The organism is Dankookia sp. GCM10030260, assembly GCF_042666655.1.
GTDB lineage: Bacteria > Pseudomonadota > Alphaproteobacteria > Acetobacterales > Acetobacteraceae > Paracraurococcus.
Genome location: NZ_JBHTDE010000009.1, coordinates 41624 through 55393, shown reverse-complemented (window position 1 = coordinate 55393; position 13770 = coordinate 41624). Strand labels below are relative to the sequence as shown.

The window sequence follows — 13770 nt, the reverse complement described above, 5'->3', positions numbered from 1 at the left end:
GGTCGAGTGCCGCCGGGCGCCCAAGATGTGGAGCGAATGCGGAGCGCAGCATGGCCCTCGAGACCGACCTCCTGATCGACCGCCGCCGGCTGAAACGCCGCCTGTCGCTGTGGCGGGCCGCCTGCGTGCTGCTGCTGCTTGGCGGCGTCCTGGCCTTCGGGGCGACGCGGATCGAGGCCGGCTTCGGCGGCGGCCAGGTCGTGCGCTTGGCGGTCGAGGGCCTCATCTCGGACGACCGCGAACTGGCCGAGGCGATCGACAAGCTGGCCAAGGATGTCCGGGCCAAGGCGCTGATCGTCTCGATCGACAGCCCCGGCGGCAGCGTCGGCGGCGGCGAGATGCTGCACGCCGCCCTGCTGCGGTTGCGCGAGGCCAAGCCGGTGGTCGCCGTGATGCGCGGCACCGCGGCTTCCGCCGGCTACATGACAGCCGTGGCGGCGGAGCGCATCTGGGCGCGCGAATCGACCGTGACCGGATCGATCGGCGTGTTGCTGCAGACCTTCGACGGCTCCGACCTGCTGGGCCGCATCGGGATACGCACCGATTCGATCATATCCGGCCCGCTGAAGGACCAGCCGAGCCCCTTCCACCCGCTGTCGCCCGAAGGCCGGGCGGCGCTGCAGAGGGTGATCGGCGACATGTACGACCAGTTCGTCGGCATGGTGGTCGCCGGCCGGAAGCTGCCGGAAGAGAAGGTTCGCGCCCTGGCCGATGGCCGCATCTTCACCGGCCGGCAGGCCCTTGCGGTGGGTCTGGTGGACGCCATCGGCGGCGAGCCTGAGGCGCGCGCCTGGCTGGCGGCCGAGAAGCAGGTGGCGGCGGACCTGCCGGTGCGCGACCTGGAGACCCGCGGCACGGCCGAGAAGCTGTTTGACGCGACCTGGAACGGTGCGATGAAAACCCTTGTTTCAGAATGGCTTGGCGTTGACGGCATCCGTGCGCTCTGGCAGCCTGCCCGTTGACCCCGGCCCCATGGGTTGGGCGCGGCCAGCTTCTGGGACCTGCGGCGATGACCAAGAGCGAGCTGATCGCGCATCTGGCGGCGGAAAACCCGCATCTGCGCCAGCCGGATATCGAGCTGATCGTGGCGACGATCTTCGACGAGATCACCGCCGCCCTGGCGCGCGGCGACCGGGTGGAATTGCGCGGCTTCGGCGCCTTCTCGGCCAAGCAGCGCGACGCCCGCACCGGCCGCAACCCGCGCACCGGGGAAGCCGTACCGGTCGCCGGCAAGGCGGTGCCCTATTTCAAGCCGGGCAAGGAGTTGCGCGAACGGGTCAATGGCGGCTCGCCGCAGGCCCCGGCGCGCGTGCCGCGCAGCCGTGTCGAGGCGTAACGGCTGCGTCACGCGCCGGGCGGCGCCGCGCCGGGGCATTCCCCTCGGAGCCCCCGGGTTGTAGTGCTTTCGCCCGATTTCTTGTCGTCCCGCCCCTTGCCGACGGAAGGCCTTCCGATGCGCTGGATCCTGCTGCTGCCCCTGCTCGTCCTGCTGGTGCTGTTCGGCCTGTCGAACACCGGGGAGGTGGCGCTGCAGCTCTGGCCCTTCGACCTCACCTGGGTCGCGCCGCTCTCGGTCGCGGTGCTCGGGATCGGCGCGGTCTGCTTCCTGTTCGGGGCCGTGGTCACCTGGATGGCCGGCCTGCCGCATCGCCGCCGCGCCCGGCGGATGGAGGAGGCGGCGCGGGTAATGGAAGCCGAATTGTCCGAATTCCGCGCCGCCGCCGCCCGCCGCGTCGGCCCGGTGCCGCCGCCGGCCGGGGCCAGCCTGGTGCCGATGCAGCGCTCGGCGGCCTGACACGCGTGCTGCCCCGCCCGAGCCAGCCCACCGCCCGGCTGATCCCGGCGATCGATACCGCCGACCCGGCCCGGGCCGCGGCGCTGGCCGGGGCGCTGGCGCCGCATTGCGGGGCGCTGAAGCTGGGGCTCGAACTCTTCACCGCGGAAGGCCCGGTGGCGATGCGGGCGATGGCGGATCGCGCGCCGGTCTTCCTCGACCTCAAGCTGCACGACATCCCCAACACGGTCGCCGGCGCGGTGCGCTCGCTGCTGCCGCTGCGGCCGGCGATGCTGACGCTGCATGCGGCGGGCGGGGCGGCGATGATCGCCGCGGCGCGCGCGGCGGCGGAGGCGGCCGGCACGGCGCGGCCGATCATCCTGGCGGTGACGGTGCTGACCAGTATGGATGCCGCGGCGCTCGCCGCGACCGGCGTCGCCGACGCCCCGGTGGACCAGGTGCTGCGGCTGGCGCGGCTGGCCCTGGCGGCGGGCGCCGACGGGCTGGTCTGCTCGCCGCAGGAGGTCGCCTGCATCCGCGATGCCTTCGGCGCTTCCCCCTTCCTGGTGGTGCCGGGCGTCCGCCCGGCCGGCAGCGCGATGGGCGACCAGGCCCGCACCGCGACCCCGGCCGAGGCGGTCGCCGCCGGCGCCGACTGGATCGTGGTCGGCCGCCCCATCACCGGCGCCGCCGACCCCGTCGCCGCGGCGCGGGCGATCGCGGCGAGCCTGCCGGCGTGACCCTGGTGAAGATCTGCGGGCTGAACGACGCCCCGGGCTTCGATGCCACGGTGTCGGCGGGCGCCGACATGATCGGCTTCGTCTTCTACCCGGTTTCGCCGCGGGCGGTGACGCCGGCGCAGGCGGCGGAACTTTCCAGCCGCGCAGCGGGCGGGCCGGAGCGCGTGGGACTGTTCGTCGACCCCGACGATGCGCTGCTGGAAGCGGTGCTGGCGGCGCTGCCGCTCGACGTCATCCAGTTGCATGGGGAGGAGACGCCGGCCCGTGCCGCCGCGGTCCGGGCGCGCTTCGGCCTGCCGGTGATGAAGGCGCTGGGCGTGGCGGAGCCCGCCGACCTGGCGCGGCTGGTGGACTATGCCCCGGCGGTGGACCGCTTCCTGCTGGACGCCAAGCCGATGCCGGGCGCGGCGCTGCCGGGGGGCAATGCCACGGCCTTCGACTGGCGGCTGGTGGCGGGCGCCGCCATCCCGCGGCCCTGGCTGCTGGCCGGGGGCCTGACGCCGGACAACGTGGCGGAGGCCTTGCTTCAATCTGGCGCGCCGGGGGTGGACGTGTCCTCGGGCGTCGAGCGGGCGCGGGGGGTGAAGGATCCCGACCGCATCGCCAGATTCGTCGCCGCCGCGCGGGGCTGAGCGACTTTCGTCCCCGGCTGGCCTGCTCTATGACCAGCGCAAGATGCGGGGACCGCCAGTGAACAAGCCTCTGCCCAATACCTTCACCCAGGGCCCGGACGGCCGCGGCCGTTTCGGCCAGTTCGGCGGCCGCTTCGTCGCCGAGACGCTGATGCCGCTGATCCTCGAGGTCGAGAAGGCCTATGAGGCGGCGAAGCGCGACCCGCAATTCGATGCGGAATGGCGGCACCTGCTGACGCATTACGTCGGCCGTCCCAGCCCGCTCTGGTATGCCGGGCGGCTGACCGAATACCTGCGGGCCAAGGCGGCAGGCCCCGAACTGGGCGCGAAGGTCTACTTCAAGCGCGACGAGCTGAACCACACCGGCGCGCACAAGATCAACGCCGTGCTCGGGCAGATCCTGCTGGCCAGGCGGATGGGCAAGACCCGCATCATCGCCGAGACCGGCGCCGGCCAGCATGGCGTGGCGACGGCCACCGCCTGCGCCCTGTTCGACCTGCCCTGCACCGTCTTCATGGGCGCGACGGACGTGGAGCGGCAGCAGCCCAACGTGTTCCGGATGAAGCTGCTGGGCGCCGAGGTGCGGCCGGTGACCGCTGGCGCGGGCACGCTGAAGGACGCGATGAACGAGGCGCTGCGCTACTGGGTCGGCAATGTCGACGACACCTACTACTGCATCGGCACCGTCGCCGGCCCGCACCCCTATCCGCAGATGGTGCGCGACTTCCAGAGCGTGATCGGCACCGAGGCGCGCGCGCAGATGCAGGAGGCCGAGGGCCGCCTGCCGGATGCGCTGGTCGCCGCCATCGGCGGTGGTTCGAACGCGATGGGCCTGTTCCACCCGTTCCTCGATGACCCCTCGGTGCAGATGATCGGGGTCGAGGCGGCCGGCCGCGGCCTGCATACGGAAGAGCACGCCGCGTCCCTGGAGAAGGGACGCCCCGGCGTGCTGCACGGCAACCGCATGTACCTGCTGCAGGACGCCGACGGGCAGGTGCAGGAGGCCCATTCGATCAGTGCCGGCCTCGACTACCCCGGCGTCGGGCCGGAGCATTCCTGGCTGCACGAGCTTGGCCGCGTGCAATACGTGGGCGCGACCGACGACGAGGCGCTGGCCGCCTTCCAGCTCTGCTCGAAGCTGGAGGGCATCATCCCGGCGCTGGAGCCGGCGCATGCCCTGGCCGAGGTCATCAAGCGCGCGCCGGGCATGCCGCGCGAGAGCATCCTGCTGATGAATCTCTGCGGCCGCGGCGACAAGGACATCTTCACCGTCGCCCGCCATCTGGGAGTCGAGATGTGAGCCGCATCGCCGCGCGGTTCGCCGCACTCAAGACCGAGGGCCGGGGCGCGCTCGTCACCTACCTGCAGGCCTACGACCCCGACCCGGCGACCTCGCTGGCGCTGCTGCGTGGCCTGCCCGGCGCCGGTGCCGATGTCATCGAGGTCGGCGTGCCCTTCACCGACCCGATGGCCGATGGCCCGTCGATCCAGCAGGCGGCGCTGCGGGCGCTGAAGGCCGGCGCCACGCTGTCCCGCGTGCTGGCCATGGTGCGCGACTTCCGCCGCGAGGACGACGCCACGCCGGTCGTGCTGATGGGCTACTACAACCCGATCCTGTCCTATGGCGTCGAGCGCTTCTGCACCGATGCCGCGGCCTCCGGCGTCGACGGCCTCATCATCGTCGATGTCCCGCCCGAGGAGGCCGACGAGGTCGAGCCCTCCGCCCAGGCCAACGGCCTCGACCTGATCCGGCTGATCGCGCCGACGACCGACGAGGCGCGGCTGCCGCGCGTGCTCGCGGCCACCTCGGGCTTCGTCTACTACGTCTCGATCGCCGGCATCACCGGGACGAAAAGCGCCAGCAGCGCCAGCCTCGAATCCGCGATCCCGCGCATCCGCCTGCACACCGACCTGCCGGTCTGCATCGGCTTCGGCATCCGCACGCCCCAGCAGGCCGCGGAAGCGGCGCGGCTGGGCGATGGTGCGGTGGTCGGCACCGCGTTGGTGGACACGCTGGCGGCGAGCCTCGACGAGGACGGCCGGGCACGGCCGGAGACGGTGCGGCAGGTGCTGGACCAGGTGCGCGGGCTGGCGGAGGCGATCCGGGCGGGGTAAGGCCGGCAATGTTGCCCCCTTGCATCCCGGGGCCCGCCGCGCCTACTCCGGCCGCATGGTCGTGAGGATCGGATGAACTGGATCAGCGAATGGGCGCTGCCGAAGATCAAGACGCTCTTCGGCGCGCCGCGCGAGGTGCCGGACAACCTCTGGCACAAGTGCTCGGCCTGCGAGCAGATGATCTTCCACCGCGACCTCGAGCGCAGCCTGCATGTCTGCCCGCATTGCGGCCACCACATGCGGGTCGGCGCCCGGCAGCGGCTGGACTACACGCTGGATGAGGGCTGGCAGCGGATCGAGCTGCCGAAGGCCCCGGCCGACCCCCTCCGGTTCCGCGACCAGCGCCGCTACGGCGAACGCCTGCGCGAAGCCCAGGCCAAGGCCGGCCAGGAAGACGCCGTGGTGGTCGCGCATGGCGCCATCGAGGGCAACCGCGTCGTCGCCGCGGTCTTCGAATTCAGCTTCATGGGCGGCTCGATGGGTGCCGGGGTGGGGGAGGCGCTGGTCACCGCCGCGCGCCTGGCGGTGCTGCAGGACAGCCCGCTGATCGTCTTCACCGCCTCGGGCGGCGCCCGCATGCAGGAAGGCGCCATCAGCCTGATGCAGATGCCGCGCACCGTCATCGCCACGCGGATGGTCAAGGAAGCCGGCCTGCCCTTCATCGTCGTGCTGGCCGACCCGACCACGGGCGGCGTCACCGCCTCCTTCGCCATGCTGGGCGACATCCAGATCGCCGAGCCCGGCGCCATGATCGGCTTCGCCGGCGCCCGGGTGATCGAGCAGACGGTCCGGGAGAAGCTGCCCGAGGGCTTCCAGCGCGCCGAATACCTGCTGGAGCACGGCATCCTCGACATGGTGGTGAAGCGCCCGGACATGCGGGCGACGCTCGCCCGGCTGATCGGCCTGCTGCGCCTGCCGGAACGTCTGCCCGAGGCGCCGGTGGCCGAGCCCGCGGGCGCCGTGCCGCTGCCCCTGGCCGCCCCCGCCGAGCCCGAAAGCGCCGGCCCGGCGGCGTGAGGCTGCGGTGAGCCGATCGGAAGCCATCATCGACCGGCTGCACGCGCTGCACCCGGTGCTGATCGACCTCAGCCTCGGCCGCCTGCAGCGGCTGCTGGCCGCGCTTGGCCACCCCGAGCGCGCCCTGCCGCCGGTGGTCCATGTCGCCGGGACCAACGGCAAGGGCAGCACCTGCGCCTTCCTCCGCGCCATCGCCGAGGCCGCCGGGCAGCGGGTGCATGTCTTCACCTCCCCCCATTTGGTCCGCTTCCACGAGCGCATCCGCCTGGCCGGGACGCTGGTCGAGGAGGATGCGCTGGCCGCGGCGCTGGAGGAGGTCGAGGCGGTGAATGCCGGCGCCCCGATCACCGTCTTCGAGGTGATCGCCGCCGTCGCCTTCCTGCTGTTCAGCCGCACCCCGGCCGACCTGCTTGTGCTGGAAGTGGGCCTCGGCGGCCGGTTCGACGCGACCAACGTGATCGCCCGCCCGGCGGTGACGGCGATCACCAGCATCTCCATGGACCACATGGATTTCCTCGGCGACACGCTGGAGAAGATCGCCTTCGAGAAGGCCGGCATCCTGAAGCCCGGCGTGCCCTGCGCCACCGGGGCGCAGGACCCGGCCGCCTTCGGCACGATCGCCGCCGAGGCCGCGCGGCTGGGCGCGAGGCTGCGCGCGCGCGGCGATGCCTGGGACATCGAGGAGATCCCGGGCGGGCTGCGCTACGCCGATGCCGCAGGGGCGCTGGGCCTGCCGCCGCCCGGGCTGATCGGGCCGCACCAGGCCGACAATGCCGGCATCGCCATCGCCGCGCTGCGCGCCTGGTCCCCGTCCTGGCTGACGGATGCGGCGGTCGCCGCGGGCGTGGCGGCGGCCGTTTGGCCGGGCCGGTTGCAACGGCTGCGGGGCGCATTGGCGGCCGGGCTGCCCGCGGACTGGGAATTGTGGCTCGATGGCGGACACAATGCCGGCGGCGGGCTGGCGCTGGCGGCGCAGCTCGCCCGCTGGCGCGACCGGCCGCTGCACCTCATCGTCGGGATGAAGGGCGGCAAGGCGGTGGTGGATTTCCTCCGCCCGCTGCTGCCGCATGCCGCCAGCCTCTGGGCTGTGGCGGAGCCGGGGCAGCACCTGGCAACGCCGGTCGAGCGCATCATCGAGGCGAGCGGCGGCCTGGCCCGCCCCGGCCCGACCGTGGCGGCGGCGCTCGCCGTCCTGCCGCGCGGTGGCACGCCGGCCCGGGTCCTGGTCTGCGGCAGCCTCTATCTGGCCGGCGAGGTGCTGAAGGCCGACGGGGCGTGAGGCCGGGCCCGGACCGTGCGCAGGAACCACCGTCCTCGGCAGCGCCGGCGCCGACAGCATCACCGGCCACGCCCTCGCCACGCGCCAGCAGGTGCTGGACGGCATGGCCGGCGCCGACACGATCGACGGTGGCGGCATCGCCCTGAACCTGGTCGACTACGGGCACGGCGCCGCCGGCGTCGGCATCCACCTCGGCGCCGCCCGCCGCCGATGGCTGGGGCAGCCTCGACGTGCCGGGCCGTGTGCTGCATGTCCGCGGCTCCGCCTTCGAAGACACCGTCCGCGGCCACGCCGGCGGCAACGAGATCTTCGGCGCCAGCCTCGGCAACGACGGCTATGCCGCCCAGGGCGGCACCGACACGCTGAGCGACGCAGGCCTCGCCGGCCGCGGCGTCACCGTCCGGGTGACCGGCGACGATTCCCGCGACGCGGCGAAAGGCACCACCGACGGCATCGACCATCCCAGCCGCATCGCCGCGCTGCAGCCGACATGGAAAACGGGAAGGGTGGGGGTTGGGACGGGAATGCCATGTCCTCCCAACCCTGCCTGCCGGCGTCTCAGCCCTGCGCGGTCGCCCCGAACATGAGATAGAGCCGCGCCGCGGGCGGCCATGCCTCGACGATCTCGGCGCGAAACAGCCAGAGCGCGAGCCCCATCCCGGCCACGGCAAGGAGCGAGGCGCCCCAGGCCAGGCGCAGCGCGATTCCGCCGCTGAGCGGCAGGTCGGAGGGCCGCGGCAGCGGCGGGTCGATGATCTGCGGCGCCCGGCGCAGCGGCGCGGTGGGCGGCGGCTCGGGCAAGGGTGGCAGCGGAACCGCAGCGGCGGCCGGTGGCCTGCCAGCCTCCGCAGCCTCGATCGGCGCCCCGGCCGCCGGGGGCGCCACCCGCCAGGCATGACCGCAGCTTCGGCAGCGCAGGCTGCGCCCGGTGCCGAGCAGCCTGTCCGGAACCTCGTAGGCGGCCGCGCAGGCCGGGCAAATGATCCGCATCGTTGCCGCACTGTGGCGGCGCGGCCGGTCGGCCGCAAGCGTCGCCGACATGGCTTGGCGCTGCCGCCCCGCGCCGTCATTGTCCGCCCCATGGTGCGTTTCGGGAATGTCGGGTTGCGGTACGGCGGGACGGGGCCGGAGGTCCTGTGCGACCTCGACTTCATGCTGGAGCCGGGCAGCTTCCATTGGCTGCTCGGCCCGTCCGGCGCCGGCAAGTCGTCGCTGCTGCGGCTGATGCACCTGGCGGCGCGGCCGAGTCGGGGGGAGATGGAGGTGCTGGGCGTCGACCTGGCGCGCGCCCGACGCTCCGCGCTGCCGGCACTGCGCCGGCGCATCGGCGTGGTCTACCAGGATTTCCGCCTGCTGCCGCATCTGCCGGTCTTCGACAACGTCGCCTTGCCGCTGCGCGTCGCCGGGCGGGCGGAGGCGCAGAGCCGCGCCGACGTCACCGAGATCCTGCGCTGGGCCGGGCTCTCGGCCAAGGCCGATGCGGCCCCGGCGGCACTTTCCGGCGGCGAGCAGCAACGGGTGGCGATCGCCCGCGCCGTGGTGATGCGCCCCGCCCTGCTGGTGGCGGACGAGCCGACCGGCAATCTCGATATCCCGCAGGCCCGCCGCGTCCTGTCGCTGCTGCAGGAGATGCACCGGATGGGCACCACCGTGGTGGTCGCCACCCATGCCGAGTCGCTGGTCGCCGAATACCCCGCCCCGGCCCTGCGCCTGGCCGAGGGGCGGCTGGTCTCGCATGGCTGAGGGGGCGGCGTGGCGATGAAGCTTCGCCGCAGCCGCGGCCGCGACCCGCTCGGGCTGCGCCGGGTGCTGTCGGACCGCCTGCTGCCGGCGCTGGTCGGCGCCATGGCACTGCTGGCGGCGCTGACCCTGGCCGGGGCCCGCGGCGCCGCCGACCTGGTCGCCCGCTGGGAAGGGGGTGCTGCGACCGCGCTGACCGTGCAGTTGCCGCATGGCGCCCGTACCGACCGGCCGCTGGCGGCGCTGGCCGCCCTGCCGGAGATCGCCGAGGCGCGGCTGGCCGACCCGGCCCGGCTGGCGGCCTTGCTGCGCCCGTGGCTGGGCGAGACCCCGTCGCTGCCGCTGCCGGTGGTGATCGAATTGCGGCTGGCCCGGCTGCCGGACGATGCCACGGCGCTCGGCGCCCGCATCGCCGCGGCGGTGCCGGGGGCGACGGTGGAGGCCCACGGCGTCTGGGTCGCCCGGCTGCTGGCGCTCGCGCGCAGCCTGGAGGCGGTGGCGCTGGCGGCGCTGCTGCTGGTCGCCGGGATAGCGACGGCGGTGGTGGCGGTCGCGGTGCGGGCGGGGATTTCCGCGCGGCGCGAGGCGATCGCCATCCTGCACGCGCTGGGGGCGACCGATGGCGACATCGCCGGCCGCTTCGCCCAGCGCGTCGCGCTGCTGGTCGGGCTCGGCGCCCTGGCCGGCACCGTGCTGGCGGCGCCGGTCCTGGCCGGCTTCGCCGGCCTCGCCGCGCCGCTGCTCGGCGGGCCGGCCGCCGCTGCGGCCCCGCTGCGCTGGGACGTCCTGCCCTGGGCCGAACTCGCTTTGCTGCCGCCGGCGACGGCGCTGATCGGCTGGCTGACCGCGCAGGTCACCCTGCGGCGCTGGCTGCGGCGGCTGCCGTGACCCGGCCGGCCCGCCGCTGGCGGCTGGTGCTGCTGCTGCCGGCGCTGGCCCTGCTGCTGCTGGGCCTTGGCTTCGTCCGCTTCCTGGCGCTCGCCGCAGCCGGGCCTGCCGAGCCGGAGCGACCCACCGACGGCATCGCCGTGCTGACCGGCGGGGCGGAGCGGGTGGAGACCGGCCTGCGCCTCCTGCGGCAGGGGCGGGCGCGGGTGCTGCTGGTCTCCGGCGTCCATCGCGGCGTCACCCTGGCCGACCTGGCGCATCTGGCGGCGATGGAGCCGGGGGAGCTTGCCGGCCGCGTCGCGCTGGGGCATCGGGCGACCAGCACGCATGGCAACGCGGCGGAGGTCGCCGCCTGGGCACGGGCCGAGCAGTTGGGCTCGGTCCGCGTGGTCACCGCCGGCTACCACATGCCGCGGGCGCTGCTGGAAGTGCGCCGGGCCTTGCCGGAGGTGGCCGTGCTGGCGCATCCCATGCTGCCGGCGACCCTGCGGGAGGCCGGCGCGGCGGGGCGGCTGCGCACTTGGTCGCTGCTGCTGCGCGAATACCTGAAATATCTCGCGGTCCGGGTCGGGCTGCCGGCCCCGGCAGCGCCGCGAAACACCCATCCGGCGGAGCCGGGAACCGCAATGGAACCGGCCGAGCCGGGGGATGCACGATGAAGATCTGGCTGCGCTCGCTGCTGTTCAACCTGGCCTTCTGGCTGCTGACGCTGATCCTCGGGCTGATCAGCCTGCCGCTGCTGTTCGGGCCGCGGCAGCTGTTGCTGCCGCTGATGCGCTTCTACGCCACGATGAACACCACGCTGCTGCGCTGGACCTGCGGCATCCATGTCCGGGTCGAGGGGCGGGAAAACCTGCCCGCCGGCGGCGCCATGATCGTCGCCGCCAAGCACCAGTCGGCCTTCGACACCTTCATCTGGTTCGGCCTGCTGCCGGACGTCGCCTATGTCATGAAGCAGGAATTGCTCTGGGTGCCGGTCTGGGGCTGGTTCGCCCGGAAGACCCGGCAGATCGCGGTGGACCGCTCGGCCGGCTCGGCCGCGCTGCGGCACCTGGTGAAGGCCGGCAAGGCGGTCGCCGCCGAGGGCCGGCAGATCGTCATCTTCCCCGAGGGCACCAGGGTGGCACCCGGCCTGCAGGGGGTGATCCAGCCGGGCATCGCCGCGCTGGCCTCGGCGACCGGGCTGGCGGTGATCCCGGTGGCGACCGACAGCGGCTATTGCTGGGGACGCCGCGCCTTCCGCAAGCGGCCGGGGACCATCCGTATCGTCGTCCGTCCGGCCCTGCCGCCGGGCCTGCCGCGGGCGGTGATGGTCGCCCGGCTGGCGGCGGCGATCGAGCTCGGTCCGGTGCAACCGGAAGGGTCGGCCGCTGGGGAGGAAGCTGTGGATAAGCCGGTGGAAAGTGGCGCGGAAAGGCTTCGCCGCTGACTCCAGCAAGCCGGCACAAGTGGCTGCAAACGGCCGGCTTTTCGCCGCAACGCGGCGCCCCCGGGGCGGTTGTCCACAGGCCGGCTTCGGTTTAAATAGTTGAAAAGACTGATTGTTTGCCGTGAGTCCGGCTGCGGCGCCGGCATGCATCGCATGCCGCCGCAACCCGGACGGGACCCGCCGGCCTGGCGAACCCGCCCTTGTGGACAATCCGTGCGGCTTGCGACACGGATCGGTTCATCCGGGCGGCGGCAGCAGCGCCGCGATCCGGTCCAGCCCGGCATCCCGGACCCCCATCGCCTGCAGGTGCGTCAAGGTGTTCAGCAGGTAGTCGCGGTTCGCCCCGGCCTGACCGATGCCGCGGGCGATGGCTTGCGCCGCCTCCTCGGCCGCCGGGCGGCAGTAGCGCGGGGTGGTGCGGTCCACCACATAGGCCACCGCGCGGACCATCCGGCCGCTGTCCAGCAGCCGCACCGGCAGCAGGCGGCGGGCATAGACCACCTCGTCGCCGATATTCTCGCGCGCATCCAGGTAGTGCAGCACCGCCGCCGCCTCCCGCCCCGGGACGCGGAAGGCGACCCCACGGCAGGCACCGCCGCGGTCGAGCCCGAGCACCAGGCCCGGCGCCTCCGGCGAGCCGCGGTAGATGTGGCTCCAGATGCAGAAGCGACGGTGGAAGCCGCGCAGCAAGGCGGGGTGCATCGCCGCATGGGCGAAGCCCGGCCGCCAGATCAGCGAGCCGTAGCCGAAGACGTAGAGCTGGCCGTCGGGGTCGAGCGAGCGGTCGGGCATGCGGGTCGGGTCATCTCCCGGTCGGGTGCCGCCCCGGCGGGCGGGCGTCTCGCCGCCGGCGGCAGGGGGGCCTATATCGCCGGGCGGAATGGCACTCAACCCGAACCCTCCGCCGCGGCGACGCGGCCGGCTGCTGCTGCGCGGCCTGCTCGGCCTCGCGCTGCTCGCGGCGCTGCTGGCGGCCGGCCATGCGCTGCTCTGGCGCTGGATGGGCGGGCAGCTGGAGGCCGGCTTCCAGGACTGGACGGCGCAGCGCCGGGCGCTGGGCTGGCGGGTGGAGCACGCCGCCCCGGTCCGCGGCGGCTGGCCCTTCGCCGCCACCCTGACCCTGCCGCGCTTCCGGCTGGAGGGCGGCGGCGCCACCCTGCCGGGCGGGATCGACTGGCAGGCGGAAGCGCTGGTGCTGCGCCTGGCGCCGCCGCGGCTGGACCGGCTCGCGGTGGAGATGCCGGGGCGGCACCGGCTGCGGCTCGGCGACTGGGACCTGCCTTTCGCCGCCGACCGGCTGGCCGCGACCCTGCCGCTGGAAGCCGGCGTCCTGCCGCGGGAGGCGCGGCTGGAGGCCGGGCGGCTGCGGCTCGGCACCCCGGCCGGCGCGGTCGAGCTGCGCACGGCGCGGCTCGAGGTCGAGACCCGGATGACGGCGATCGAGGGCGAGCCGGCGGTGACGCTGCGGGTCGCGGCCGGGGAGGTGCTGCTGCCGCCGGGCGAGGGCAGCGCGCTGGCGCCGGCGGTGGCGGTGCTGGGGCGCGGGATGACGGAGGCGATGCTGGACCTGGTGCTGGGCGGCCCGATGCCGCCCGGGCGTGGCCCGGCGGCCAAGGCCGAGGCCTGGCGCGACGGCGGCGGGACGCTGGCGCTGCAGGGCCTGGCGCTGCGCTGGGGGCCGCTGGCGGCGAGCGGCACGGCGACGCTGACGCTCGACGAGGACCTGCAGCCGATGGGGGCCGGCACCCTGCGGGTGGCCGGTGCGGGGGAGGCGCTGCAGGCCGCGGCGCAGGCCGGGCTGCTCGGCCGCTCGGCGGCGGCGACCGGTCGCACCGTGCTGCGGCTGTTGAGCCGGACCCCCGCAGCGGGCGGGCCGGCCGAGCTGGACCTGCCGCTGACCCTGGAAAACCGCGTGCTGGCGGCAGCGCGGGTGCGGCTGGCGCAGCTGCCGGAATGGCACTGGCCGGTGCCGCCCGAATTGCCGGATGCGGCGCAGGATCCGTCGCTGCCGGCGCGGGATTGAGCGATGCGGTGAAGGCAAGGCCCGGGCGGAGATATCCTCCCTGGACCCGCCTCTGTTTCCCCGGCTTGGCCCCTGCCCCGCGGCCGGGGCCAGGCCAGACAAGGCACGAAGGCTGGGGAGGAGATGCTTTCCG

Annotated in this window: 17 protein-coding genes; 15 read left to right on the top strand and 2 right to left on the bottom strand. The window is 74.2% G+C overall.

Going from position 1 to position 13770, the window contains the following annotated elements; translation table 11 throughout:
* Positions 1–50 precede the first annotated feature (50 nt).
* The 10 genes from sppA to ACFQS7_RS22765 all read left to right on the top strand — a co-directional run bounded on the left by sppA (position 51) and on the right by ACFQS7_RS22765 (position 8144).
* Positions 51–962, top strand: coding sequence for a signal peptide peptidase SppA (gene sppA, locus ACFQS7_RS22810; RefSeq protein WP_380069445.1), 912 nt, complete (start codon positions 51–53; stop codon positions 960–962).
* 47 nt (positions 963–1009) lie between these two features.
* The gene (gene ihfB / locus ACFQS7_RS22805; RefSeq protein ID WP_380069444.1) at positions 1010–1336 is read left to right on the top strand and encodes an integration host factor subunit beta; all 327 of its coding nucleotides are present in this window, start codon (positions 1010–1012) and stop codon (positions 1334–1336) included.
* 117 nt (positions 1337–1453) lie between these two features.
* A complete protein-coding gene (locus tag ACFQS7_RS22800; RefSeq protein WP_380069443.1) occupies positions 1454–1795 on the top strand; it encodes a lipopolysaccharide assembly protein LapA domain-containing protein in 342 nt (113 codons plus the stop codon).
* 5 nt (positions 1796–1800) lie between these two features.
* Entirely contained in the window at positions 1801–2514 is a 714-nt protein-coding gene (pyrF, locus tag ACFQS7_RS22795; RefSeq protein ID WP_380069442.1) for an orotidine-5'-phosphate decarboxylase, read from the top strand.
* On the top strand, positions 2511–3146 hold the full coding sequence (locus ACFQS7_RS22790) for a phosphoribosylanthranilate isomerase (protein WP_380069441.1): 636 nt from the start codon (positions 2511–2513) through the stop codon (positions 3144–3146). Before pyrF ends, ACFQS7_RS22790 begins: the two co-directional genes overlap by 4 nt.
* Before the next feature lie 58 nt (positions 3147–3204).
* Positions 3205–4446 carry a tryptophan synthase subunit beta gene (gene trpB / locus ACFQS7_RS22785; protein WP_380069440.1) on the top strand — a complete coding sequence of 414 codons (1242 nt, stop codon included), beginning with the start codon at positions 3205–3207 and terminating at the stop codon, positions 4444–4446.
* A complete protein-coding gene (trpA, locus tag ACFQS7_RS22780; RefSeq protein WP_380069439.1) occupies positions 4443–5261 on the top strand; it encodes a tryptophan synthase subunit alpha in 819 nt (272 codons plus the stop codon). The genes trpB and trpA overlap by 4 nt, the downstream gene beginning before the upstream one ends.
* 72 nt (positions 5262–5333) lie before the next feature.
* A complete protein-coding gene (gene accD / locus ACFQS7_RS22775; RefSeq protein WP_380069438.1) occupies positions 5334–6278 on the top strand; it encodes an acetyl-CoA carboxylase, carboxyltransferase subunit beta in 945 nt (314 codons plus the stop codon).
* Positions 6279–6285: 7 nt separating this feature from the next.
* Positions 6286–7557, top strand: a complete 1272-nt coding sequence (locus tag ACFQS7_RS22770) for a bifunctional folylpolyglutamate synthase/dihydrofolate synthase (protein WP_380069437.1) — start codon at positions 6286–6288, stop codon at positions 7555–7557.
* A gap of 230 nt (positions 7558–7787) precedes the next feature.
* Complete coding sequence (locus ACFQS7_RS22765; protein WP_380069436.1) at positions 7788–8144, top strand: hypothetical protein; 357 nt, start codon at positions 7788–7790, stop codon at positions 8142–8144.
* On the opposite strand, the gene ACFQS7_RS22760 is transcribed toward ACFQS7_RS22765, so the two are convergent.
* Positions 8116–8598 (bottom strand): zinc-ribbon domain-containing protein, encoded by a 483-nt coding sequence (locus tag ACFQS7_RS22760; protein WP_380069435.1) that lies wholly within the window; start codon positions 8596–8598, stop codon positions 8116–8118. The genes ACFQS7_RS22765 and ACFQS7_RS22760 overlap by 29 nt on opposite strands.
* Positions 8599–8637: 39 nt before the next feature.
* Here ACFQS7_RS22760 and ftsE point away from each other — a divergent pair, with 39 nt between their 5' ends.
* The 4 genes from ftsE to ACFQS7_RS22740 are packed head-to-tail and all read left to right on the top strand — an operon-like array spanning position 8638 to position 11614.
* Positions 8638–9300 carry a cell division ATP-binding protein FtsE gene (gene ftsE, locus ACFQS7_RS22755; protein ID WP_380069434.1) on the top strand — a complete coding sequence of 221 codons (663 nt, stop codon included), beginning with the start codon at positions 8638–8640 and terminating at the stop codon, positions 9298–9300.
* Positions 9301–9315: 15 nt separating this feature from the next.
* A complete protein-coding gene (locus ACFQS7_RS22750; protein ID WP_380069433.1) occupies positions 9316–10185 on the top strand; it encodes a cell division protein FtsX in 870 nt (289 codons plus the stop codon).
* The gene (locus ACFQS7_RS22745) at positions 10182–10844 is read left to right on the top strand and encodes a YdcF family protein (protein ID WP_380069432.1); all 663 of its coding nucleotides are present in this window, start codon (positions 10182–10184) and stop codon (positions 10842–10844) included. The genes ACFQS7_RS22750 and ACFQS7_RS22745 overlap by 4 nt, the downstream gene beginning before the upstream one ends.
* A complete protein-coding gene (locus ACFQS7_RS22740) occupies positions 10841–11614 on the top strand; it encodes a lysophospholipid acyltransferase family protein (protein ID WP_380069431.1) in 774 nt (257 codons plus the stop codon). The genes ACFQS7_RS22745 and ACFQS7_RS22740 overlap by 4 nt, the downstream gene beginning before the upstream one ends.
* A 237-nt stretch (positions 11615–11851) precedes the next feature.
* Here ACFQS7_RS22740 and ACFQS7_RS22735 read toward each other — a convergent pair whose 3' ends face one another.
* On the bottom strand, positions 11852–12406 hold the full coding sequence (locus ACFQS7_RS22735; RefSeq protein ID WP_380069430.1) for a gamma-glutamylcyclotransferase: 555 nt from the start codon (positions 12404–12406) through the stop codon (positions 11852–11854).
* A gap of 88 nt (positions 12407–12494) precedes the next feature.
* Between ACFQS7_RS22735 and ACFQS7_RS22730 the strand changes: the two genes are divergently transcribed.
* Positions 12495–13637, top strand: a complete 1143-nt coding sequence (locus ACFQS7_RS22730) for a DUF2125 domain-containing protein (protein WP_380069429.1) — start codon at positions 12495–12497, stop codon at positions 13635–13637.
* Positions 13638–13770 lie beyond the last annotated feature (133 nt).

Coding starts and splice junctions, on each gene's coding strand:
- sppA (WP_380069445.1), top strand. CDS start 51: ATGGCCCTCGAGACCGACCTCCTGATCGACCGCCGCCGGCTGAAACGC.
- ihfB (WP_380069444.1), top strand. CDS start 1,010: ATGACCAAGAGCGAGCTGATCGCGCATCTGGCGGCGGAAAACCCGCAT.
- ACFQS7_RS22800 (WP_380069443.1), top strand. CDS start 1,454: ATGCGCTGGATCCTGCTGCTGCCCCTGCTCGTCCTGCTGGTGCTGTTC.
- accD (WP_380069438.1), top strand. CDS start 5,334: ATGAACTGGATCAGCGAATGGGCGCTGCCGAAGATCAAGACGCTCTTC.
- ACFQS7_RS22760 (WP_380069435.1), bottom strand. CDS start 8,598: ATGTCGGCGACGCTTGCGGCCGACCGGCCGCGCCGCCACAGTGCGGCA.
- ftsE (WP_380069434.1), top strand. CDS start 8,638: ATGGTGCGTTTCGGGAATGTCGGGTTGCGGTACGGCGGGACGGGGCCG.
- ACFQS7_RS22750 (WP_380069433.1), top strand. CDS start 9,316: ATGAAGCTTCGCCGCAGCCGCGGCCGCGACCCGCTCGGGCTGCGCCGG.
- ACFQS7_RS22740 (WP_380069431.1), top strand. CDS start 10,841: ATGAAGATCTGGCTGCGCTCGCTGCTGTTCAACCTGGCCTTCTGGCTG.
- ACFQS7_RS22735 (WP_380069430.1), bottom strand. CDS start 12,406: ATGCCCGACCGCTCGCTCGACCCCGACGGCCAGCTCTACGTCTTCGGC.
- ACFQS7_RS22730 (WP_380069429.1), top strand. CDS start 12,495: ATGGCACTCAACCCGAACCCTCCGCCGCGGCGACGCGGCCGGCTGCTG.